General features: G+C 55.3%; 19 protein-coding genes. All 19 read right to left on the bottom strand.

Translation table 11 applies throughout. From position 1 onward, the window contains the following. Positions 1-56: 56 nt before the first annotated feature. Positions 57-674: a TatD family nuclease-associated radical SAM protein gene (locus DW091_RS11665; RefSeq protein ID WP_118518226.1), complete on the bottom strand. Its 618-nt coding sequence runs from the start codon at positions 672-674 to the stop codon at positions 57-59. Between the two features lie 195 nt (positions 675-869). After that, complete coding sequence (locus DW091_RS11660) at positions 870-1907, bottom strand: DUF4097 family beta strand repeat-containing protein (RefSeq protein WP_058695668.1); 1038 nt, start codon at positions 1905-1907, stop codon at positions 870-872. Continuing rightward, on the bottom strand, positions 1904-2476 hold the full coding sequence (locus tag DW091_RS11655; protein ID WP_058695669.1) for a DUF1700 domain-containing protein: 573 nt from the start codon (positions 2474-2476) through the stop codon (positions 1904-1906). Before DW091_RS11655 ends, DW091_RS11660 begins: the two co-directional genes overlap by 4 nt. Continuing rightward, on the bottom strand, positions 2466-2789 hold the full coding sequence (locus DW091_RS11650) for a PadR family transcriptional regulator (RefSeq protein ID WP_058695670.1): 324 nt from the start codon (positions 2787-2789) through the stop codon (positions 2466-2468). The genes DW091_RS11655 and DW091_RS11650 overlap by 11 nt, the downstream gene beginning before the upstream one ends. A gap of 336 nt (positions 2790-3125) precedes the next feature. Next, positions 3126-4082, bottom strand: a complete 957-nt coding sequence (locus tag DW091_RS11645) for an electron transfer flavoprotein subunit alpha/FixB family protein (protein WP_118518225.1) — start codon at positions 4080-4082, stop codon at positions 3126-3128. After that, the gene (locus DW091_RS11640; RefSeq protein ID WP_118518224.1) at positions 4079-4870 is read right to left on the bottom strand and encodes an electron transfer flavoprotein subunit beta/FixA family protein; all 792 of its coding nucleotides are present in this window, start codon (positions 4868-4870) and stop codon (positions 4079-4081) included. Before DW091_RS11640 ends, DW091_RS11645 begins: the two co-directional genes overlap by 4 nt. Next, on the bottom strand, positions 4867-6303 hold the full coding sequence (locus tag DW091_RS11635) for an FAD-binding oxidoreductase (RefSeq protein ID WP_118518223.1): 1437 nt from the start codon (positions 6301-6303) through the stop codon (positions 4867-4869). The genes DW091_RS11640 and DW091_RS11635 overlap by 4 nt, the downstream gene beginning before the upstream one ends. Continuing rightward, positions 6293-7258, bottom strand: a complete 966-nt coding sequence (locus DW091_RS11630) for an electron transfer flavoprotein subunit alpha/FixB family protein (RefSeq protein WP_118518222.1) — start codon at positions 7256-7258, stop codon at positions 6293-6295. Before DW091_RS11630 ends, DW091_RS11635 begins: the two co-directional genes overlap by 11 nt. Further along, positions 7255-8019: a hypothetical protein gene (locus DW091_RS11625; RefSeq protein ID WP_158577884.1), complete on the bottom strand. Its 765-nt coding sequence runs from the start codon at positions 8017-8019 to the stop codon at positions 7255-7257. The genes DW091_RS11630 and DW091_RS11625 overlap by 4 nt, the downstream gene beginning before the upstream one ends. A 200-nt stretch (positions 8020-8219) precedes the next feature. Continuing rightward, positions 8220-8849 (bottom strand): HD domain-containing protein, encoded by a 630-nt coding sequence (locus DW091_RS11620; RefSeq protein WP_158577883.1) that lies wholly within the window; start codon positions 8847-8849, stop codon positions 8220-8222. Positions 8850-8935: 86 nt separating this feature from the next. Beyond that, positions 8936-10318 (bottom strand): MATE family efflux transporter, encoded by a 1383-nt coding sequence (locus DW091_RS11615; protein ID WP_118518219.1) that lies wholly within the window; start codon positions 10316-10318, stop codon positions 8936-8938. Between the two features lie 93 nt (positions 10319-10411). Next, positions 10412-11017, bottom strand: a complete 606-nt coding sequence (locus DW091_RS11610) for a thiamine phosphate synthase (RefSeq protein WP_058695683.1) — start codon at positions 11015-11017, stop codon at positions 10412-10414. After that, positions 11010-12161, bottom strand: a complete 1152-nt coding sequence (thiH, locus tag DW091_RS11605) for a 2-iminoacetate synthase ThiH (RefSeq protein WP_058695684.1) — start codon at positions 12159-12161, stop codon at positions 11010-11012. Before thiH ends, DW091_RS11610 begins: the two co-directional genes overlap by 8 nt. A gap of 9 nt (positions 12162-12170) precedes the next feature. Then, positions 12171-12944, bottom strand: coding sequence for a thiazole synthase (locus DW091_RS11600; protein ID WP_118518218.1), 774 nt, complete (start codon positions 12942-12944; stop codon positions 12171-12173). A gap of 14 nt (positions 12945-12958) precedes the next feature. Continuing rightward, a complete protein-coding gene (thiF, locus tag DW091_RS11595) occupies positions 12959-13768 on the bottom strand; it encodes a sulfur carrier protein ThiS adenylyltransferase ThiF (RefSeq protein ID WP_118518217.1) in 810 nt (269 codons plus the stop codon). 1 nt (position 13769) lies between these two features. After that, positions 13770-13967, bottom strand: coding sequence for a sulfur carrier protein ThiS (gene thiS, locus DW091_RS11590; protein ID WP_058695687.1), 198 nt, complete (start codon positions 13965-13967; stop codon positions 13770-13772). 221 nt (positions 13968-14188) lie between these two features. Beyond that, a complete protein-coding gene (locus DW091_RS11585; RefSeq protein WP_118518216.1) occupies positions 14189-16498 on the bottom strand; it encodes a bifunctional UDP-sugar hydrolase/5'-nucleotidase in 2310 nt (769 codons plus the stop codon). Positions 16499-16518: 20 nt separating this feature from the next. Continuing rightward, positions 16519-17217, bottom strand: a complete 699-nt coding sequence (locus DW091_RS11580; RefSeq protein ID WP_118518215.1) for an HAD family phosphatase — start codon at positions 17215-17217, stop codon at positions 16519-16521. Between the two features lie 190 nt (positions 17218-17407). Then, complete coding sequence (locus DW091_RS11575) at positions 17408-19159, bottom strand: NADH-dependent [FeFe] hydrogenase, group A6 (protein ID WP_118518214.1); 1752 nt, start codon at positions 19157-19159, stop codon at positions 17408-17410.

Genomic DNA, 19159 nt, shown 5'->3' with positions numbered 1-19159 from the left:
TTTGTCCAATCAAAAAAAAGCCGCCCGCAGGCAGCCTCTTTCATCTTCTCATCATCTCACCGCAGGTAGTGGCGTACTTTAAGCGCTGCACCGCATTCCTCTGCGATCCGAAGACAGGCGGCCTGCCCCTCCGGGCTCATGGTGTCGATGATGGTCATATAGACCTTTGCAAAACGCGCGGCGTTTTCCGCGAAGCGGAGCATGTGCTCAAAGGCGTGCTCTGCCTGGGGGCGGCACAGGGCCTCGTATTCCTCTGCATCTGGCGCGTTCAGGCTCACGGATACCACATCCACCAGGCCGGCAAGCCAGGGGGTGACATCCTCACCGTACAGGGTGTCGGCCAGGCCGTTGGTGTTCAGCCGGACTTCCACGCCGTATTCCTGCTTCAGCACCCGCGCGATCGCAAGAATATCCTTCAGGCGGCAGGTCGGCTCGCCGTAGCCGCAAAAGACGATTTCGTCATACTTCGCCATATCCCTCGCCCGGATATCGTTTAAAATCTCCTCCACTGCCGGCTCCCGCTCAAGCCACAGCTCGTCCATACGGCTGGCCTCCTCCTCCCGGTTAAACCGGTGGCAGAACACGCAGCGGTTATTGCAGCGGTTGGTGGCATTGACGTACAGTGCATTTTTATCTTTATAGGCCGTACTCTCTGTTTCATAGGTAATGACCATGTAAGCTTCACTCCTGTCTTTGATGTTAAGATTATACCATTTTACGGCTGAGGTTCCTATGATCAATTATGTCAGAATATGGATCATTTTTGACATTTTGAGGCCCTCCCTATAGCATGTACCCTTAATTTTATACACAACGCAAAAATCAACCCGTATCGTGGCGATACGGGTTGACTAAATTGATATAGCGGCTTACTGTTTTCCAAAATCCAGACGGATATCGCCGTTGTTATTGTTGATGACAAAGCGGCTGGTGGCGCTCTGGTTTTCATCCCGCACGGCTTCCTCGTATTTGGCGCCGTCAACCACCACCTTGCCTAAGCTGGTGCTCAGCTGGTATCCGGCCGTTTCCCGGGAAATACTGGTCTTGATGTTCACATCCCCCAGATGGGCTGTCACGTTGATTTCTCCCTCTATGGCGCCGCTCAGGTTAATCTTGCCATTGTCATTTTTGAACTGTCCACCCTTAATGCTTAACCCCTCGCCGACAATATCGCCCAGGTGGTCCTCGGCGGTCAGCATGTTATAGGTGCTGTCCGTCAGGGTGATCTTTCCATTGTCGTTTTTAATGCTTCCCTCATCGGCACGGATATTGGCCGCCTTGATTTTTCCAAGATGGTTCTCCACTGTAAAGCTCTTGGTCTCAACATCGCTCGCGTCCAGATCGCCGTTGTCCAGCTTTATATACATGCTGTCTGCTTTGACGGAGGCCATATTTATACTGCCCAGATGGTTCTGAACCGACAGCGCCTTAAAGGCCCTGGGGCCGTTAAACTGGATCTTGCCATTGTCCACCCTGGCGTCCAGAGACTGGCCCGTTTCCTTTTTATCCAGGTAGACCTTGATCTTTGAGTTGCCGTAAATGTTGCCGACGCCCATAAGAACCATGCGGTTTTCCTCCTGGCTCCTGCTGGTGATGGCAGTGGTGTTCCCGTCCTGATGGATCACAGGCTTTGCCGAGTCCTCATAGTAGACTGCCTCAATGGCGTTTTCATCTGCCAGGATTATTTCCAGGTCTGCCAGTGAAAAATCAATATCAAGGTTCTCTATTTTACCGGGTATCTTCTGGTATTCCAGCCTTTTTTCCTCATACTTCATCACATGGATTCCCCTGCTGTCAATATAGGTGGAGGTCATGCCGCCCAGCAGCATGCCGACCCCGGCGAGCAGAAGTCCGCCGGCTGCCAGAATCCCGCCAATTTTCAAGAGCTTTTTTGATTCAAATTTCATGCATTTTTCCTCCATTCCAAAATCGCTTCGGCCATCCGCTTAAAACCGCTGATCACCCAGGGGATCAGGTGGTACATGCCCACGCCCAGCAATATCCCCAGCCCCAACGCGAGCGCCCCGCCGCCCACGTAAAACAGCGTAGCCGCCGGGCTCTGAAAGATCAAAATCAGCCCGATCACCATCCAGAGGAAACCGCCCAGGATTAGGCTCACCGCTGTCACCACAAAGGCGAACAGGAAGGCGAAAACCACCACCATCAGCACAAATACCAAAGCCGCGGCCACAATGACCAATGGCAGGGCGATGGGCGCCGCGAAGATGGATAAGATCACAATTAACACCACAGGCATTTTCTTTTTCTCCTGCTCATTTCCCTTCAGGGCGTACTCGCTGCGCAGCTGCGCGGCCAGCTTGGCCGGCGAGCCCAGCTCCCCGATAACCCTGTCCTCATTTTCCGGCCCGGCGTCATCAAAATATTCATTGTAATACACCAGGGCATTTTCCCTTTCATCCCTTGGCAGCTTTCTCAAGTGCTTTTCCAGCGCTGCCATATACTCTTCACGATTCATTCACGCCACCTCCTATCAGAAGCGAATCTATTTTTTCCTTGTAAATATCCCACTCTTCCCGGTATTCTGCCAGCTTGGCCCTTCCGCTTTCCGTAATGGCGTAATAACGGCGATTCCGTCCCTGAAAGGGCTTATCGTAGGTGGCCAGGTACTTTTCCTTTTGCAGACGCCTGAGCACCGGGTAAAGGGTGGATTCTGAAATATCCAGCACACTTTTGACCCGCTGTGTCAGACTGTAGCCATAAGCGTCCTCCTCTGAGAGAACGGCCAGCACACAGGCGTCCAGAAGTGCGGAGCCTAATTGAAAAATCATCCTCGCATCTCCTTTCTTTATATCGTTAATGATATTATACAACGTATAATATCATTTTGTAAAGTATATTATTTAATTTTTATTATTACATCGTTTTATTTTGTGTTCAACAGCCCGAAAAAGCTTTAAAAAAGAACCCGTATCGTGGCGATACGGGTTCTTTTATTGGTCTTCTTTGCTGTGATGTATTGCAGAGAAGCTTTTTAAAGCCGTAATTTTCCCTGTTAATCAGGATAACAGGGGTAGTCACTTCCTCCAGCGGATGGCCCTTTCCAGAAAATCATTTTCGCTCATATTTTCAATATCATTTTACAGTAACATGATATCGTACTTTTATCAATCGACCTCTGCCGCAAGCATGGCGCGGGCCACACCGTACAGGTCGCCCAGCAGCGGATAATCCGCGTTTTTCATGATCTCAGCTTCCCGGTCCTCGTTAACCGCACAGAGGCGCTTAACGCCCTTAATGCCTGATAAAAACTGGACTGAGCCGGATATGCCAAAGCACAGCAGCAGTTCTGCCGAGATGGCGTTGCCGCTGAGACCGATCTGTCTTCTCTGGGGCAGAAAGCCCCGCTCCACCAGCACCCGGGAGCACATCAGATCCGCGTCCAGCTTTTCGGCCAGCTTCTCAAACAGCGCCAGGTCAGCCTTGTCCCTCAGGCCACCGCCCACAGCCACCACCACTGGGCGCCTACCCTTTTCCCCAGCCGGCGCGGCGCCCTCGTCCTCAATCTGCAGCCGCGGCTGAATATCTCCGGGCAGCTCACAGGGGATGATCTCACAGTCTCCGGCCGCTTTGGGCTGTGCCTTGAACACGCCCTGGCGTGCTGTGGCGATCTGGGGGCGCGCGGTTCTGGTCAGAATACTGGCCATGATGTGGCCGCCGAAGGCCGGACGGGTCTGAACCAGCTGCCCCGCGCTGTTGAGGGAGAGCTCTGTGCAGTCTGCCGTCACTCCTGTCTTAAAAGCTGCCCCAATCATGGGGGCAAGGGAACGTCCTTCAAGCGTTGCGCCGAACAGCAGTATTTCAGGCTCCAGCCGCCGCACACAGTCTGTCACCGCTGCCTTGTGCGCCTCCTGCAGAAACACACCAGCTGCTGGAATCGTATATAGGTAAACCCGGCCCAGGCCGCTGCTTCGCAGCGCTGCTGTAAGCTCCGGCGTCAATCCCCCGCAGATAAGCACACCAGCGGTATCATCTGCCAGCTCTAAGCCCTTTGCCGCCAGCTCCGCGCATACGGGGTGCAGTCCGCCGGGGCTCTCCTGTAAATAGATTAGTGCTGTCCTCACTCATCTGCCTCCTTTACGCTTTTCCACACATCCAGCAAGAGTGCTGCGCTCTGGCTGTCTGTCAGCTCCAGAACCGGATTTTTGGCCGTTGTCTCCGGCTGAAACAGGCGCACCACCCGGGTGGGTGAGCCTGAGAGGCCGTAGGTTTCACTGTCCTGCTGTTCCAGATCGCTCAGAGCCAGCCTTTGTACCACCTGCCTGCCTGCTTTCAGCTTAGCCCGCAGCCCTGGGATCCGCGCTTCACAGATAGTAGGGTTGACAGCCAGCACCAGGGGCAGCCCACCGGACACCTGGCAGCTCCTTCCGGTCAGCTCCTGGCAGGCCTCCAGCCGATCCTCTGAAGCGCTCACAATCTCGCGCACCCAGCCAATGACCGGGATATTCAGCTGCTCCGCCAGCGAAAAGGGTACCTGGGCCGTGTCGCCATCGGTGGTCTGCTGCCCGCAGATGATCAGGTCTGCCCCGCCCAGGGCCTTAATCCCTTGGGCCAGCGTCCGGGCTGTCATGAGCACATCAGCTCCCGCAAAGGCGCGGTCACTCATGAGACAGGCGTGATCCGCAGTCATGGCCAGAGCGGTGCGCAGCGCCTGCTCAGCGGACTCTGGCCCCATGGTCAGCGCTGTCACCTCTCCGCCCAGGGCTTCTTTCAGCCGCAGAGCAGTCTCGATGGCCCGCAGGTCGTAGGGATTGATCTTATTCTCGCCAGTCCGCACCAGCACCCCCTTCTCTCTGTCCATGCTGGCCTCTGAGAGGGCTGGAACCTGCTTGATACACACGATTATTTTCATTTAAAAACTCCCTCTGGGTCAAGCGCTTCCTTCACTGTCTTTATCTGTCGCTTTACCGCCTCTGGTACAAAGCGCAGGGCCAGCTCCCGCTTCAGCAGGCCCGCGCCGTTTTCGGTGACAATCTGGCCGCTGTCCGCAGCTGCCCGGGCTGCCCATTCTGCCATCAACGCCTCGCATTCCGCTCTTTCCTCCAGTGTCTCTGGCAGAAAATTGACATGGAAACGGTTCTGTGCGGCCGTGCCGTATATCACAGCATGCACCCCCTTTTGGGCAATGCCTCCGCGGTACATTTCCAGATACTCCTCTGCCTTTTCGGCCGGCCCCTTCAGGTCCGAGGACAGGCGGGTAAGCCCGGGCACAGCCTGGCTCAGAGAATCGATCTTCCCATTGGCCAGCTCTGGCGCCACGTGCCGCAGTTTCCTGAGGCGGTCAATCTCATAGCGCTCGCTGGCCGCCCAGGTCTGTTCCTCACTGCCGCCCAGCCCTTCAAAAATATCCAGCTGCTCAAACAGCGCGCCCTCCAGGACGTCAGGGTCGTCCCCGGCCAGCTCGACATAGACCGCAGCGCAGGCGCCCTGGGGGAACTCTGGAAGCTCCTGCAGCGCCGCAGCGCTCTGACGACCGGCGGAGAGCAGGCTGAGGGCCGCCCTGTCATAGTATTCCATCACTGTCACGCTGCCGCTGTTCTCCGTCTGCGCTACTGCCCGGCAGAGCGCCATAGCCGCCTGGTCTGTGCTTAGAAAATACAGCACGCCCCAGGCGCAGTCCGGTTTTTTCGCAAGCTCCAGCTCAAAGGCCAAAGCCATGCCCAGCTGCCCCTCGCTCCCTGCCAGAAAATCGATCAGATCCATCTGTCTGACAGCCACCAGTCCGCCCAGCACGCCGGAGCTTTCAAAGGTCTCACATCTCAGGCGGCTGCCCTCCGGCAGAGCACAGCCACTGTCATCAAAGATATAGCTGCCGCGGCTGATTTCCCATACCGCGCCTGCGGCTGTGAGCCACCAGAGCTTTCTGACCCAGGGCGCTGTCTTCTGCCCGTCGATTCCCATGGCGTTACAGCCGAACAGTCCGCCCAGCGCTGCGCTCTCCTCGGTGGGATTCGGCGGGAATACCCAAGGCTCTTTCCTTAAAAAGGCATGGAGCTGCTCCAGCGTGACGCCTGCCTCAGCATACAAGACCGGCCCTTCTCTCAGCTCCAGTCCCTTCAGGCCCTGGCAGTCCACAATCAGTCCGCCCTCTGGCACGGCTCCCCCAGTCAGCCCGGTACGGGCTCCCTGGGGCGTAACGCGCAGCCCGCTCCTCCGGGCATGGTCTACGGCCTCACAGGCTTCCTCGAAGCTTCCGGGAAAGCAGACCGCATCCGCTCTGCCGCGGATGCGGGATTCGTCCCTCAGACACCGCTCATATTTTTCTGTCATCGCCTCAATTTTCATGTCTCTGCTCCTCTGCCTGCTTTTCCCAGGCCTCTAAAACCTCCAGGGCATCGCCCACAATTCCGTAATTCGCGCCTTTAAAAACCGGCGCGTCAGGGTCATTGTTGACCGCCACCAGTTCTTTTACATTCTCGACCCCTGCCATAAAGGGCGCCGCGCCCGACACGCCCAGTGTGACGCACAGCTCAGCCCTGAGCACATGGCCGGACTGGCCGATAATATCCGCCACGTCGGCCCACCCGTTGATGGCTGCTGCCCGGGTGCAGCCGCAGGCGCCGCCCCAGGCCCGGGCCAGCTGCTTCAGCCGCTCATAGTTTTCTCTGGAGCCAAGTCCCCTGCCGCCCACCAGCACCAGCTTTGCCTCCTCCAGCGGGTTCTTTTCCCTGCTGGCCTTGAGCTTCCGGTCCAGGCAGTAGCCGTAGTGCTTAAGTACAGGGCTCACCTCTGTAATGGCAGCTTGTTCTGTCTCTCCAACAGGGCTCTCCGATACCGGCCCGGCCTTGGAAACCGACAATACAAGCGGCCGCCCCTGAGGCCGGCAAACTGCGTCGGCGTGGGAATTGTAAACCTGACGCCGGACCCAGAACCCATCCTCGTCCTCGCCCACAGCCCGGCAGCCGGTCAGGCAAGCACCACCGATCCTGAGAGACAACCGTACTGCCAACGCCCCAGCTTCCCCGGTAAAGACCAGGAGCTCAGGCTTTCGCTCCTGATACAGGGCTTCCAGACTGTCCAACAGATTTTCGGGCAGAGCCTCGCCGCCCACCGGGCAACGCACCATGCGGTTGATACCCGCCGCACAGCAGGCCGTCTCTGCCACGTCCTCTGTCCCATCGCCCAGATACCAGGCCTCTCTCTGAACGCCTTTTGCCACAAAACCGCTGATAAAAGCATTTATGCGTCCGGCTGTTTTCAGGATATCATCTTCTCTTGTAAAAACACAGACTACTTTCATGATATCATCCCCTCAATCCATTTTTCATACACCACGCCGGCCTTTGCAGCGCCGCTCTCTCCCTCGATCATGACACATTCCTTCACACTACTCTCGCGGCTAAAATCAGGCAGAATTGTGTCTTCTGTCTTCAAGGCAGGCCACTCCTCGATATCCCGCTTGGACGCGGCCATTTTCTCCCGCAGCGTCGCCACCCTCAGGTAGGCGTACTCTGCGTCACCCACCGAAGCTGCTACCGGACATTTGAGCTTGAGGGCTTCCAGCCCTTCTGGGGTCTCATGTTCGAGCATAAGCTGTCCGCTTTCAAGCAATGCCGCTACGGTGTCTTCGACAAAGGGAAGCCCCAGCAGCTCAGCCGACAGCGGCGGCACCATGCCGCTGTCGGCCATACCGGCCTGTTTGCCGAAAAGCACCAGGTCGAAATTTCCGCTTTTTATAAAATCAGCCAACAGCGCCGCCACAGTCTCAGGGCAGAATTCTCTGCGCTCAAGCGGAATATTAACCACCCTGTCATAGCCCACAGCGTACAGGCCCTTCATCAGGCTTGCCAGACCCCCGCCAACGGTCACGGCAGTGCACTCCGCACCGGTATCTGCCGCCATCTCTTTCAGCCGCAGGGCCATTTCCAATGCCGTCTCATCAAAGCAATTGATCATCTTCTTTACATAGCTGGTGTCCAGTCCTCTGGAAATATCCTTCCAGTCCGTCTCCAGAACCTGATCGAGGTCTGGTACAATTTTAAAGCATACGCAAATTTTCATTTTGTCCCCTTTGGTGTTGTCATTATTCCTGCTTTCAGGCTCCATCCCTAAAATCAGATTAAACCACATCCTCTCTCCGGGCTTTTGAGGCCGTCTGTTGAAGGAGGGTGCAGTTTTGAATACAGTTTTATTTAATTATAACAAATTTTGACTTCGTTTTCCTCTACTAAAAACACATCTTTTTAAAAGAACCCGTATCGTCACGATACGGGTTGGTCTGTTCTCTGTATTTTATTTTCGTTCTGCCAACGGTGAAAATCCTCCAGGCGTTCCCTCAGCCACTGTTCGTTGTCCCCATAGTTCCGCATTGGGCCGCCCATTCCACGTCCCGATGAGTCCGCTTTTGCCAGCAGCAGCAAATCCTCCGGGCATAACGACTTTTTAAACAGCCGTCTGGTGGCCTTTTCCGATGAGTTTTGCAGGTACAGGCCGTTTGGGCGCATATGGTACTCCACATGGTTTAACACCAGACGGCGAGTCTCCTGGTCGACGCCAAAACGTTCCATAAAGCTCTGTGCCAAAGGCACTCCGCTTTTTTCATGACCGTAAGACACAATCTTTCCATCCTTTTTCGCTGTGCAGACCGCTTTTCCATAATCGTGGCAGAGCGCTGCCAGCATAAAAGCAAAGGGGCTCCACGCCTGCGTCCGAAGCCTGGCTGCCTGGTTCATTACCAGAATGGTATGAGTAAAGGCGTCTCCCTCAGGGTGGTATTTGGGATTCTGTGCGATGCCCCGCAGGGCCAGCAGCTCCCTGAAATTCTCACCGTCAAACTCAATTTCCCTAAAATCCTCAGTGGACAGAAGCAATGTTTTCAGCCTTTCGAGCATGGGGTTCATCTCCTTTCCTAAATGATCTCCTGACAAATATTTTATAATTAAATATACCCTGAAAATATTAAAAAATCTTAACTTTTTTATTCAGCCTTTACCGCCTCTCCCCGGCGCAGAAAACGCAGTGTCGGAAGCACCAGAGGAATGGCAATCGCAAAGGTCAGAACATCGGCAATGGGCTGGCATATCTGAACGCCCAGCAGTCCGAACGCCATTGGCAGAAGCAGGATCAGCGGCAGAAAAAACACCCCCTGGCGCGCCACTGAGAGGATACTGGCCTGGGTCACCTTCCCAATGTTCTGAAGCAGCATGTTGCACAGCGTCACCCAGCCCAGGAGCGGAAAGGTAATACACTGCAGGCGCAGAGCCTCTGCGCCAATGGCAATGACCTGAGCGTCATCCGCCCTGAACAGTGAAATGAGGCCCGGGGCAAAAATTTCTCCAAGGCTGGAGAGTACCACCAGCACCACCGAGGCCACCACCACACAGAACCAGAAGCCCCGGCGCACGCGGTCATAACGCCTGGCCCCATAGTTAAAGCCGCACACAGGCTGAAAGCCCTGCCCAAAGCCCAGCACTGCCGAGGCAGCAAACTGGGTCAGCCGCGTGACAATGGACATGGCCGCAATGGCCGCGTCGCCAAAGGGGCCGGCTGCGGTGTTCAGACAGATAGTCGCCACACTGGCGAGCCCCTGCCGGCAAAGGCTTGGCAGGCCACCGTTTACGATGGCGCGGTACCGGGCAAGGCTTGGCGAAAAATGCCGGAAGCGGATAGGAAGATTGCCCGCCGCTCGGTTACATCCCAAAAGAAGAAGCGAGAAGCTCACGAGCTGGCTGAGAATGGTTGCCAGGGCCGCCCCGCTGATACCAAGCCCAAAGCCAAAGATAAACAGCGGGTCCAGCGCAATGTTCAGAAGCCCGCCGCTGACCAGACCAATCATGGCATAAAAGGCGTTGCCCTGAAGCCTGAGCTGATTGTTAAGCACCAGCGCCGCAGTCATGTAGGGTGCCCCAATCAGGATCAGGTGCGTATAATCCTGGGCGTAGGGCATGATGGTTTCTGTGGCTCCCAACAGCCTGCAGAATGGCTCAGAAAAGCAGAAGCCCAGAAGCATGACCGCCGCCCCGGTCAAAAGCGCACTGAAAAAACCCGTCGCCGCCATGCGCGAGGCCTCCTCTACCTCCTGGGCCCCCAGCTTCCTGGAAATATAGTTGCCGGAGCCCTGTCCGAAGAAAAAACCAATGGCCTGGATAATGGCCATCAGTGAAAACACGATGCCCACAGCCGCTGTAGCGCTGGTGCCAATGCGCCCCACAAAAAAGGTATCGGCCATATTATAAATCGACGTGATCAGCATACTGATAATGGTGGGAACTGCCATCCGGCAGATCAGCGGCTCCACAGGCGTCTCTGTCATCTTTTTAAATTTCTGCTGCTGTGCGTTGTCCTCTTCCACGTTTTTCATCTCCCTGTTTTTTCTTCCCCTATTATACCATTTTCCAAAACGCTTTGCCTAAATTAAAAACCTGCCGTTCCTATAAACAGCAGGTCTATTGGTTTATCCGATTTTTTGAAGAAGCGCGCCCACATACGCCTCTGGTGACTCGCTCTCCATAATTCCGGACATCACGCAGGCTCCGGCAGCGCCTGCCTCCCGTACGCTCTGGATATTTGCCGCCGAAATGCCGCCGATGGCATAAACCGGAATGGGCGCCTCACCACAGATTTCGGATAAAAAGCTCAGCCCTCTGGGCGCCAGGCCCTTTTTACAGTCCGTGGCAAACACATGGCCGGCACTCAGATAATCCGCGCCCAGGCGCAGCGCAATCCTGGCCTGCTCCAGGGAGTGGACGGACACGCCGATGGTCTTAAAATCCTGCCGGAGGCTGGGCTGCGCCTCCAAAACCGGCAGGGGAAGATGGATTTCGGCGTGGTTCAGCTCCCTGGCCACTGCCACGAAGCTGTGGAGAAAAAGCTCAGCGCCGCAGTCTTTGCAGTCTCTCAGGAATGCCACAGCCAGCCCTTTGTAGGCTTCTGGCGTCAGGTCCTTTTCTCTCAGTATAACCTTGCTCACCCCCGATGCCGCAATCCGCGCCACCTGAGCGGCAAACGCACGGCCAGCCGGGCAGCAGCTCCGGTTTGTCACAGCGACAATCTCAAACATAGATATACTCGCTCATGACCGGCTGAAGGTTTTCAGACAGAATCATGCTGTAAATCTCCTCCACAGTCCGGCCGTCGTCGATTTCGAACTGTTCGTCGCCCCGGGCCTCGCCAGAGTGGCCGCCAATACCCACATCGACCCCTGCGGAGATTTTGGTCGCGGCGATTTTGATAATGTTATCCCGGAACCGGGCGCACTCTCGGCTGGAGATGGTAATACTGGCAAAGGGCATGAACAGGCGGTAGGCGGTAATGATCTGCAGAAGCTGGGGCTCATGCACATCCTTTGGGTTAATCTTGTCATTGTTAATGATGGGGCGGAGCCGCGGACAGGAAAAAGCAATCTCCGCATGGGGGTATCTGCGCTGGAGCAGATAGGCATGCATACCGGTGGCAAAGGCGTCCTTCCGAAAGTCGTCAAGGCCCAGAAGGGCAGCGAAGCCCACGCCGCGGATACCGCCGCGGACAGCCCGCTCCTGAGTGTTGAACCGGTAAGGAAAAATCCGTTTTGGGCCCGCCAGGTGCAGTGTCTCGTATTTATCACTGTTGTAGGTTTCCTGAAAGACGGTGACAAAATCTGCCCCGCAGTCGTGCAGATACCTGTAATCCTCTGTGTTCATCGGGTAAACCTCCAGGCCCACTACCTTAAAATATTTTCGCGCGATCCTGCAGGCCTCACCGATGTATTCCACATTGGACATCTTTGGGCTCTCACCGGTCAACAGCAGGATTTCCTCCAGACCGGTAGCTGCAATGGTCTGCATCTCCCGCTCGATCTCTTCTGGGTTCAGCCGGGCGCGGTGTATCTTATTATGGCAGTTAAAGCCGCAATAAATGCAGTAGTTCTCGCAGTAATTCGCAATGTAAAGCGGTGTGAACAGATTGATGGAATTGCCGAAGTGCCTGCGGGTCTCAAGCTGTGCCCGCTGCGCCATTTCCTCCAAATAAGGCATGGCCGCCGGTGACAGCAGCGCCGCAAAATCCTCTGGTTTCAGCGTGGCCTTCTGCAGCGCCCGGCGGACATCCTCCCCGGTGAAGGCCTCATAATCAAAGGCGTCCACTGCGGCCAGCACCTGGTCCATGAGCTCAGAGCCAATGTCCTCCATGCCAGGCAGGCAGGTCATATGGTCGATTCGTTCCTTCATCTTGCCCTCCTATTCCTGTAAAAATCCGGTCAGGGGTGATGAGGCAGCACTGCCGGTTTCCAATACCCGTCCCATGCCGGAAAGGTAAGCGGCGCGGCCGGCTTCTATGGCCTTTTTAAAGGCCTCTGCCATGGCCGGAATATCGCCCGCGGTGGCGATGGCTGTGTTGGCCATGACGGCGGCTGCGCCCATCTCCATTGCCTCGCAGGCCTGTGAGGGCCTGCCAATGCCTGCGTCCACGATAACGGGCAGGTCGATTTCGTCGATGAGAATCTGAATAAACTCGCGGGTACAGATGCCCTTATTGGAGCCGATGGGCGAACCCAGGGGCATGACGGCAGCGGCTCCGGCGTTCTGCATATCCCGGGCGGCGTTGAGGTCTGGATACATGTAGGGCATAACTACAAAGCCTTCCTTTGCCAGGACCTCTGTGGCACGGGCGGTTTCATAATTGTCTGGCAGCAGATACCTGGTGTCATGGATCACTTCAATTTTCACAAAATCCCCGCAGCCCATCTCCCGCGCCAGCCGGGCGATCCGCACCGCCTCTCCGGCGTTTCTCGCCCCTGAGGTGTTGGGCAGCAGGGTTACCCCTTTCGGAATATAATCGAGGATATTGTCGGTTCCGCCTGTATTGGCCCGGCGCAGCGCCAGAGTGATGATCTCCGCCCCGGCTTTCTCCACCGCGGCGCTTACAAGCTCCAGGGAGTATTTTCCCGAGCCCAGAATAAAACGGGATGAAAAGGCGTGTCCGCCAATCATAAGCTGGTCTTTGTTTTCCATGTTGTTTGTCTCCTTTATACTGTTTTGCATTCTAAAATTAATCTCAATACTGTATTGGCCTGATGCCCGGCGCAGATGGCAACCCTCGGTGCCATTAGGCCGCAGCCTGGCTCGGCTGCGGTTTCCCCATCCCCGCAAAGGTAAAAGTTTTCCATCACACGGCGCGTTTTGATCTGGTTGCCGCTCCCGTATCCCGCCATGCCCGACGCCGCCACAAGGGCCTTTTCCGGGCACTGCGTAAGCAGGGTATTCACCAGCATTGCCTTGGCCTCGGGGTTGTCAAAGGCCTCGCAGACAATGGGGTCCTCTTTAAAAAGCGCTGGAGCGTTCTCCCTGGTTACCCGCAGTGTCTCAGCCACCACCCGCACAAAGGGATTGACCTCGGCGATCTCCTGCTTCAGCGCCTCGGCCTTGGACATACCCAGATGGCTGATCCGGTACTGCTGCCGGTTCAGGTTACTGGGCTCCACCACGTCAAAGTCCACCAGATGCAGGGTTCCCACACCGGTGCGCGCCAGACTGAGGGCAATGTTTGAGCCAAGTCCGCCAAGGCCAGCCACAGCCACCCGGGCCTTCCTGACCTTTTCATGCACGCCGGGCGTGTGGCGGGCACAGAGCATTTCCTCCAGGCAGTCCTCTGGCGGCAGTTTCCCTTTCTCGATGGTGGTTATCACGTCTCCCTTATGTAAAGGGATATCTTCGCCGCTCTGGTAGCCATTCAGGATCACCACCCGGTTTTCACTGGTAAACCCCAGCTCTCTGCAGAGCGCGTACAAGCTCTCCGCCCTTGTTTCATAGCCTTTTCCATTCAGCCTTATCCACATCTCAGCCACCGCCCACAAAGCAGACGATCTCCATTCGGTCTCCGTCTTTTAACGTTCTGGTCTCATAGGCATCCTTTGGTACAATTTCACCGTTCAGCTCTACGGCCACCCGGCTGTGCTCATAGCCCGACTGATCTAAAAAGGCCTTCAAGCACAGACCGTCTGTACAGGGACAGGTTTTGCCATTCACTGTGATCATCCTTTTCCTCCTTAAATTAAAAAAGCAAAAAAAGCCTCACGAAGTTCTACACCCGCGGTGGTGTACCCCTTCGTGAGGCTTTTTCTGCTCACTCTGCTTAATAAGATAGCACAGTTTTTTTTAAGTGTCAAGTTTTATACAAACCGGGACGTAACGTTTTATTACTTCCCAAAACGCCAACCCGTATCGCCGTGATACGGGTTGGATTTTGACTCACAGCATCAACTGGCCTTTTGTCTGCGCTGTTTCCACGCGCCGGCTGCCACCGCAGTGGTCACAAACGCCAGGACCAGGGCCGCGCCGCCGGCCTGACGTGCATTGGCTGCCGTCCCGGTATGCGGGTTAAGCGCCTCTGCTTTCTCCTGCGTTTCAGGCTTTACAGGCTCTGGCTCCGGTTTTGGCTGCGGCTGCGGTGTCTCGTTGATGGTCAGTTTTTCCTTCACCTCCACATTCACCGCAATGTCGCCGCTGTAATTATTGACCAGCACATCGTCGGCATCTCCGATCCGGATGCCATGGGGGCCGTCTGGAAGAAGGTCAAATACCAGCGCGCCGTCTCCATCCAGAACACCGGTCTGAACAGCACCGCCATCGACCTGATACTCGACGGTTTTTCCGGCCAGGCTGCCCATCTCGGCGGGGCCTGTCACTTTAATCGAAACCGCGTAAGGCTTGGGCTCGTAAGCGCCTGCAGTCTGGATTCTTCCCTGTGAGGGGGGTACCAGGAAGCTGCCGCCGCCCTCTGCAGTCAGCCTGGTCAGGTGATCGCGGAACACTTCCTCCAGGCTCCCGCCCTCACCCACACTGGGCAGACCCACCAGCATACTGTAACCGTCGCCGCCGGCGATCTCGTAATCGTTGGAGCAGAGGACAATTTTTGTGGTGGTGTCATCCCGGCTCAGCGGCTCACTGCTGCCGTCCAGATATATGGCGGTCACCCGGCTGCCTTCCTCGCCTGCCTGAGTATCTCTCGGGGGCTTTCCGGGATCATAGGTAAAGGACATGCCGCTGATCTGGGGAAAACAGCCTCCCTGTCCGGATATCAGCCCGGTTTCCGGGTCCTGGGAGACTACCTTGCTCACACCGTTTTCCATGGCTTCGTACAAAATGGCCGGTGTGACCTCTTTAAAGGCCAGGGTATTGCCAAAGGGCAGGACGTTGATACTGTCGCCAACAGTGATGGCGCCCCGCTTGATGGTGGCCCGCACACCGCCGCCGTTTTCCAGCGCTACGATGGGCAGATTTTTATAGGGGCTGTCCTTGTACGCGTCGCTGGCCAGCAGCTCCCTTGCCTCCTGGGCCATAGCGTCTGCGATGAGGCTGCCCAGATTGATCTCTCCGACTCGTGCGATGTTACTGCTGCCAACCCAGCCTCCCCACAGAGCGGTGCGGGTATTGCCAATGACGGGCTTTAGTTTTTCCTCATTGGCAGCCACAAGCTGGTCTGCCAGGGCAGTCACTGCAGGGTCTGGATTATAAACCTTAAAAGCGGTCTCCGCGTCGATGAGCTTACCGGAAACAGTATTTGTGCCGTTGTCCATTGTCACATTGATCTTCCCGATGTTTTTGGAGCTGCTGCCAGTCTGCTCGATCAAAATGCCACTTTGGGGTTCTACTTCTGAATAGACAGTGTGGCTGTGGCCGTCAATGATCATATCCAGCCCGCTGCCGGCGCCGAGGGCTTCGGCCAGGCCGACGCTGCTGTTTTCTTTGCTGGTGGACGGGTCCACGCCCAGATGGGCCAGACAGATAATGACCTCTGCGCCCTGGGCCTTCAGGGTGGCAATCATCTCCCGGGCCACAGGCTCTACGGGGTTAAAGGCAATGCCCTCAATTCCCTTCGGGTTGGTCTTGGTGGCGGTTTCAGGCGTAGTGACGCCAAAAATCCCGATTTTTACGCCGTCTCTTTCAATGATGGTATACTGGCCGTTGTTGGTCTGGGTGCCGCCCGCGTAGGGGATGCCCTCCAGGATAGGCCGGCCGGTATCCTTATAAACCGTATTGGCGGACAACACAGGAAAATCCGCGTTTCTCACATTTTCAAGCAGAACGTCCTGCCCGTAATCAAATTCATGGTTGCCAAGGACCATGGCGTCGTATTTTGCCGCGTTCATCAGAGTAATGACATCCGCGCCCTGGCTCAGCGCGGCCAGGGTACCGCCCTGAGTTGCATCTCCGGCGTCCACCAGCAGGGTATTTTCAGCTTTTTCGGTGGCCTCCCGAACACCAGCGGTCTCGTCCGCCCCAATGGTGCTGGTGCCGCTGCTGACCAGCGCGCCGTGCATGTCGTTGGTGTGGAGAACGGTCAGGTTTTTCGGCGCGTTTTCCGCCGCGGGAATAACCGTTTCTGTATCCGCCGCGGCCGGCGCTGTGTTTTCTTCCAGGGCTTCTGTCTCTTCCTGAGCCGCTCCAGTGGCTTCTGCCACCTGAGCAAAAGCCGGCGTTATGGGCATCGCTCCGATAACAAGCATCAACGCCAGCGCAAGGGCTGTGATACTTTGGCTCAGATAATGTCTTTTCCTCTTAAACATTTTTCCTCTCCTCTCTGCTTTTACAGATGTTTGATTTTATTATACTCAGGCGCCCTTCTGTTTTCAAGAAAATGCTGTACTTCGTTCAGATTCTTAAAAACGCCGTCAGCTCCCTCGTAGATATGAGCATCCGGTTCCCGAAGATCCTCCACAAAAAACACCGGGATTCCGCCTGACCGGGCCGCCTCAAACCCGGAATAGGCGTCCTCCAGCACCAGGGCCTCCCCAGGCGCTATGCCCAGGGCCGCGCAGGTTTTTAAAAAGATTTCTGGATCCGGCTTACTCTTTTCCACCTCCTCACCGGATGTAATGTGGTCAAAATAGTGTGGAAGTTCGGTGATCTTGAGGTAGTGGTCGATCATCTCCCGGTCACTGGAGGACGCGATGGCGGTTTTAATTCCCTGCCCAGCCAAATATTTTAACAGGCTGACCAGCCCCGGCTTAATGATCCCGGCACCCTGCTCGTTGACAAGCTCCCGTTTGATCTCATGGGAGCGGCGGTGCCACTGCTCAATGGGCGCGCCGGCTCCAAAATACTGGGAAAAAAGCGCACGCACGCCTTTTTTACCCAGTCCCAGCTTCTTCCTTGTAATGTCCATGGTATAGCGAAAGCCATTTTCTTCCCCAGTCCGGGTCCATGCCTCGTGGCTTAGCCGCTCCGTGTCAAACATGAGGCCATCCATATCAAAAATAACCAGCTCTGGTTTTTTATTTATCATGCTCACTCTCTTTTCTAATGTAATATGGCCTTATTCTATCACAAACAAACGGTACTTTAAAGCAAAAAACAAAGGGTATCACTGCGATACCCTTTAAAAACAAAAAAAGATACAACCTGTCAGACATTGTATCCGGCAGGATTGTATCTATTTATCTTAAATTAATGGGGGACCTGTGTTAGTGACGCAGTCAGACTTTAGCTTTCTGCGAATAGGTGGTATGGAGCAGCTCGTGCGCTTTGTGACCACCCGGTTCACCAAGGAATTCGTCATAAATCCGGATGACGGAGGGGTTCTGGTGGGATTTCCGGTATTTTTTGCCGGCATCCTCACTGTAAAGGGCCTTTGCTCTCTCGGCACGGATATCCACTTCCATTTTCCGTTTTGCGGAGATAATGGGCTGTCCGCCGCCGTTGACACAACCGCCTGGGCAGGCCATAAGCTCGATGAAATGATAATCCTTGAATTCACCGCTCTTAATGCCTTCCATAACCTTACGGATATTGGAGCCCCCGCTGGCAACCGCTACTTTAACGGTCATATCAGGGGTTACTTCCACTTCTGCAGTCTTAAGACCATCGACGCCGCGGACGGCTTCGTAGTCAATTTCCTGAATATCCTTGTCATTTAAGACGTCGGCCACTGTACGGACCGCGGCTTCCATGACGCCGCCGGTTGCGCCGAAGATAACAGCAGCGCCGGAGTAATCACCGTAATACGGGTCAAATTCTTCGTCAGGCAGTGCCGGGAAATCCAGACGGGCTTCCTTGATCATTCTGGCCAGCTCGCGGGTGGTGATGGAGATATCCACATCCTGATTGCCATCCACACTCAGCTCGTCGCGCTGTACCTCATATTTTTTCGCGGTACACGGCATTACTGAGACGACGACCAGATCCTTGGGATCAATACCGTTCATTTCGGCATAGTGGCTCTTTAAGAGCGCGCCAGTCATATTCTGAGGTGATTTACAGCTGGAAAGATGCGGGATCATTTCCGGATAATAGGTTTCGATCATCTTGATCCATCCTGGTGAGCAGGAGGTGATCATGGGCAGGACGCCGCCGTTTTTCACACGGTTGATCAACTCGGTGCCTTCTTCCATGATGGTAACGTCGGCGCCGAAATCGGTGTCGAAAACACCGTCAAAATTCAGTCTTCTCAGGGCTGCTGCCAGTTTCCCGGTAACATTGGTTCCCATGGGGAGGCCAAATTCTTCGCCGAGGGCAGCTCTTACTGCCGGCGCAGACTGAACCACAACGGTTTTGGTCGGATCGCCCAGAGCGTCCCATACCCTGTTGATGTCGCTTTTTTCTTTCAGAGCGCCAACCGGGCAGTTGACAATGCACTGACCGCAGTTAATACAACCGACTTCTGCGATGGATTTATTGAATACTGGCTGTACCTGGGAGGTAAAGCCGCGGCCTACAGCGCCCAGAACGCCGATTTTCTGTACTTTATTACAGATCGCCAGACAGCGCTTGCACAGCACGCATTTGGATTCGTCACGCACGATGGACGGTGACAAATTGTCGATATGGTGGCCGGATTTTTCGCCTTCAAAAGGAATGTCGCTGATGCCCAGATCTTTCGCCAGGCTCTGCAGTTCACAGTTTTCGCTGCGGATACAGGTGGTACATTCACGGTTGTGGTTGGATAAAATCAGCTCCAGGTTAACACGTCTTGCCTTCCTAGCTCTCGGTGTGTTGGTGAGCACTTCGATTCCAGGCGCTACCGGATAAACACAGGCCGCCTGGAGCGCTTTCGCGCCGACCACTTCTACCAGGCACATACGGCAGGCACCAATTTCATTAACGTCCTTTAAATTACATAAAGTCGGAATATCAATATTGTGTCTTCTGGCTGCTTCTAAAACCGTAATCCCTTCTGGAACGGTGATTTCCATATTATTTATTTTAAATGTTACATCGCTCATAGTCAT

This window comes from Eubacterium sp. AM05-23, assembly GCF_003477535.1.
Taxonomy (GTDB): domain Bacteria; phylum Bacillota; class Clostridia; order Eubacteriales; family Eubacteriaceae; genus Eubacterium; species Eubacterium maltosivorans.
The sequence above is the reverse complement of the archived record's forward strand: the minus strand, read 5'-3'. Positions and strand labels throughout refer to the sequence as shown.

Excerpts from the sequence above, each read along its gene's own strand:
- DW091_RS11630 (WP_118518222.1), bottom strand. The coding sequence starts at position 7,258 with ATGAAAGTAGTCTGTGTTTTTACAAGAGAAGATGATATCCTGAAAACA.
- DW091_RS11615 (WP_118518219.1), bottom strand. The coding sequence starts at position 10,318 with ATGAAAAACGTGGAAGAGGACAACGCACAGCAGCAGAAATTTAAAAAG.
- DW091_RS11580 (WP_118518215.1), bottom strand. The coding sequence starts at position 17,217 with ATGATAAATAAAAAACCAGAGCTGGTTATTTTTGATATGGATGGCCTC.
- DW091_RS11610 (WP_058695683.1), bottom strand. The coding sequence starts at position 11,017 with ATGTTTGAGATTGTCGCTGTGACAAACCGGAGCTGCTGCCCGGCTGGC.
- DW091_RS11640 (WP_118518224.1), bottom strand. The coding sequence starts at position 4,870 with ATGAAAATAATCGTGTGTATCAAGCAGGTTCCAGCCCTCTCAGAGGCC.
- DW091_RS11575 (WP_118518214.1), bottom strand. The coding sequence starts at position 19,159 with ATGACTATGAGCGATGTAACATTTAAAATAAATAATATGGAAATCACC.
- DW091_RS11620 (WP_158577883.1), bottom strand. The coding sequence starts at position 8,849 with ATGCTCGAAAGGCTGAAAACATTGCTTCTGTCCACTGAGGATTTTAGG.
- thiF (WP_118518217.1), bottom strand. The coding sequence starts at position 13,768 with ATGTGGATAAGGCTGAATGGAAAAGGCTATGAAACAAGGGCGGAGAGC.
- DW091_RS11625 (WP_158577884.1), bottom strand. The coding sequence starts at position 8,019 with ATGAAAATTTGCGTATGCTTTAAAATTGTACCAGACCTCGATCAGGTT.
- DW091_RS11650 (WP_058695670.1), bottom strand. The coding sequence starts at position 2,789 with ATGATTTTTCAATTAGGCTCCGCACTTCTGGACGCCTGTGTGCTGGCC.
- thiS (WP_058695687.1), bottom strand. The coding sequence starts at position 13,967 with ATGATCACAGTGAATGGCAAAACCTGTCCCTGTACAGACGGTCTGTGC.
- DW091_RS11600 (WP_118518218.1), bottom strand. The coding sequence starts at position 12,944 with ATGGAAAACAAAGACCAGCTTATGATTGGCGGACACGCCTTTTCATCC.
- DW091_RS11655 (WP_058695669.1), bottom strand. The coding sequence starts at position 2,476 with ATGAATCGTGAAGAGTATATGGCAGCGCTGGAAAAGCACTTGAGAAAG.
- DW091_RS11660 (WP_058695668.1), bottom strand. The coding sequence starts at position 1,907 with ATGAAATTTGAATCAAAAAAGCTCTTGAAAATTGGCGGGATTCTGGCA.
- thiH (WP_058695684.1), bottom strand. The coding sequence starts at position 12,161 with ATGAAGGAACGAATCGACCATATGACCTGCCTGCCTGGCATGGAGGAC.
- DW091_RS11665 (WP_118518226.1), bottom strand. The coding sequence starts at position 674 with ATGGTCATTACCTATGAAACAGAGAGTACGGCCTATAAAGATAAAAAT.
- DW091_RS11585 (WP_118518216.1), bottom strand. The coding sequence starts at position 16,498 with ATGTTTAAGAGGAAAAGACATTATCTGAGCCAAAGTATCACAGCCCTT.
- DW091_RS11635 (WP_118518223.1), bottom strand. The coding sequence starts at position 6,303 with ATGAAAATTGAGGCGATGACAGAAAAATATGAGCGGTGTCTGAGGGAC.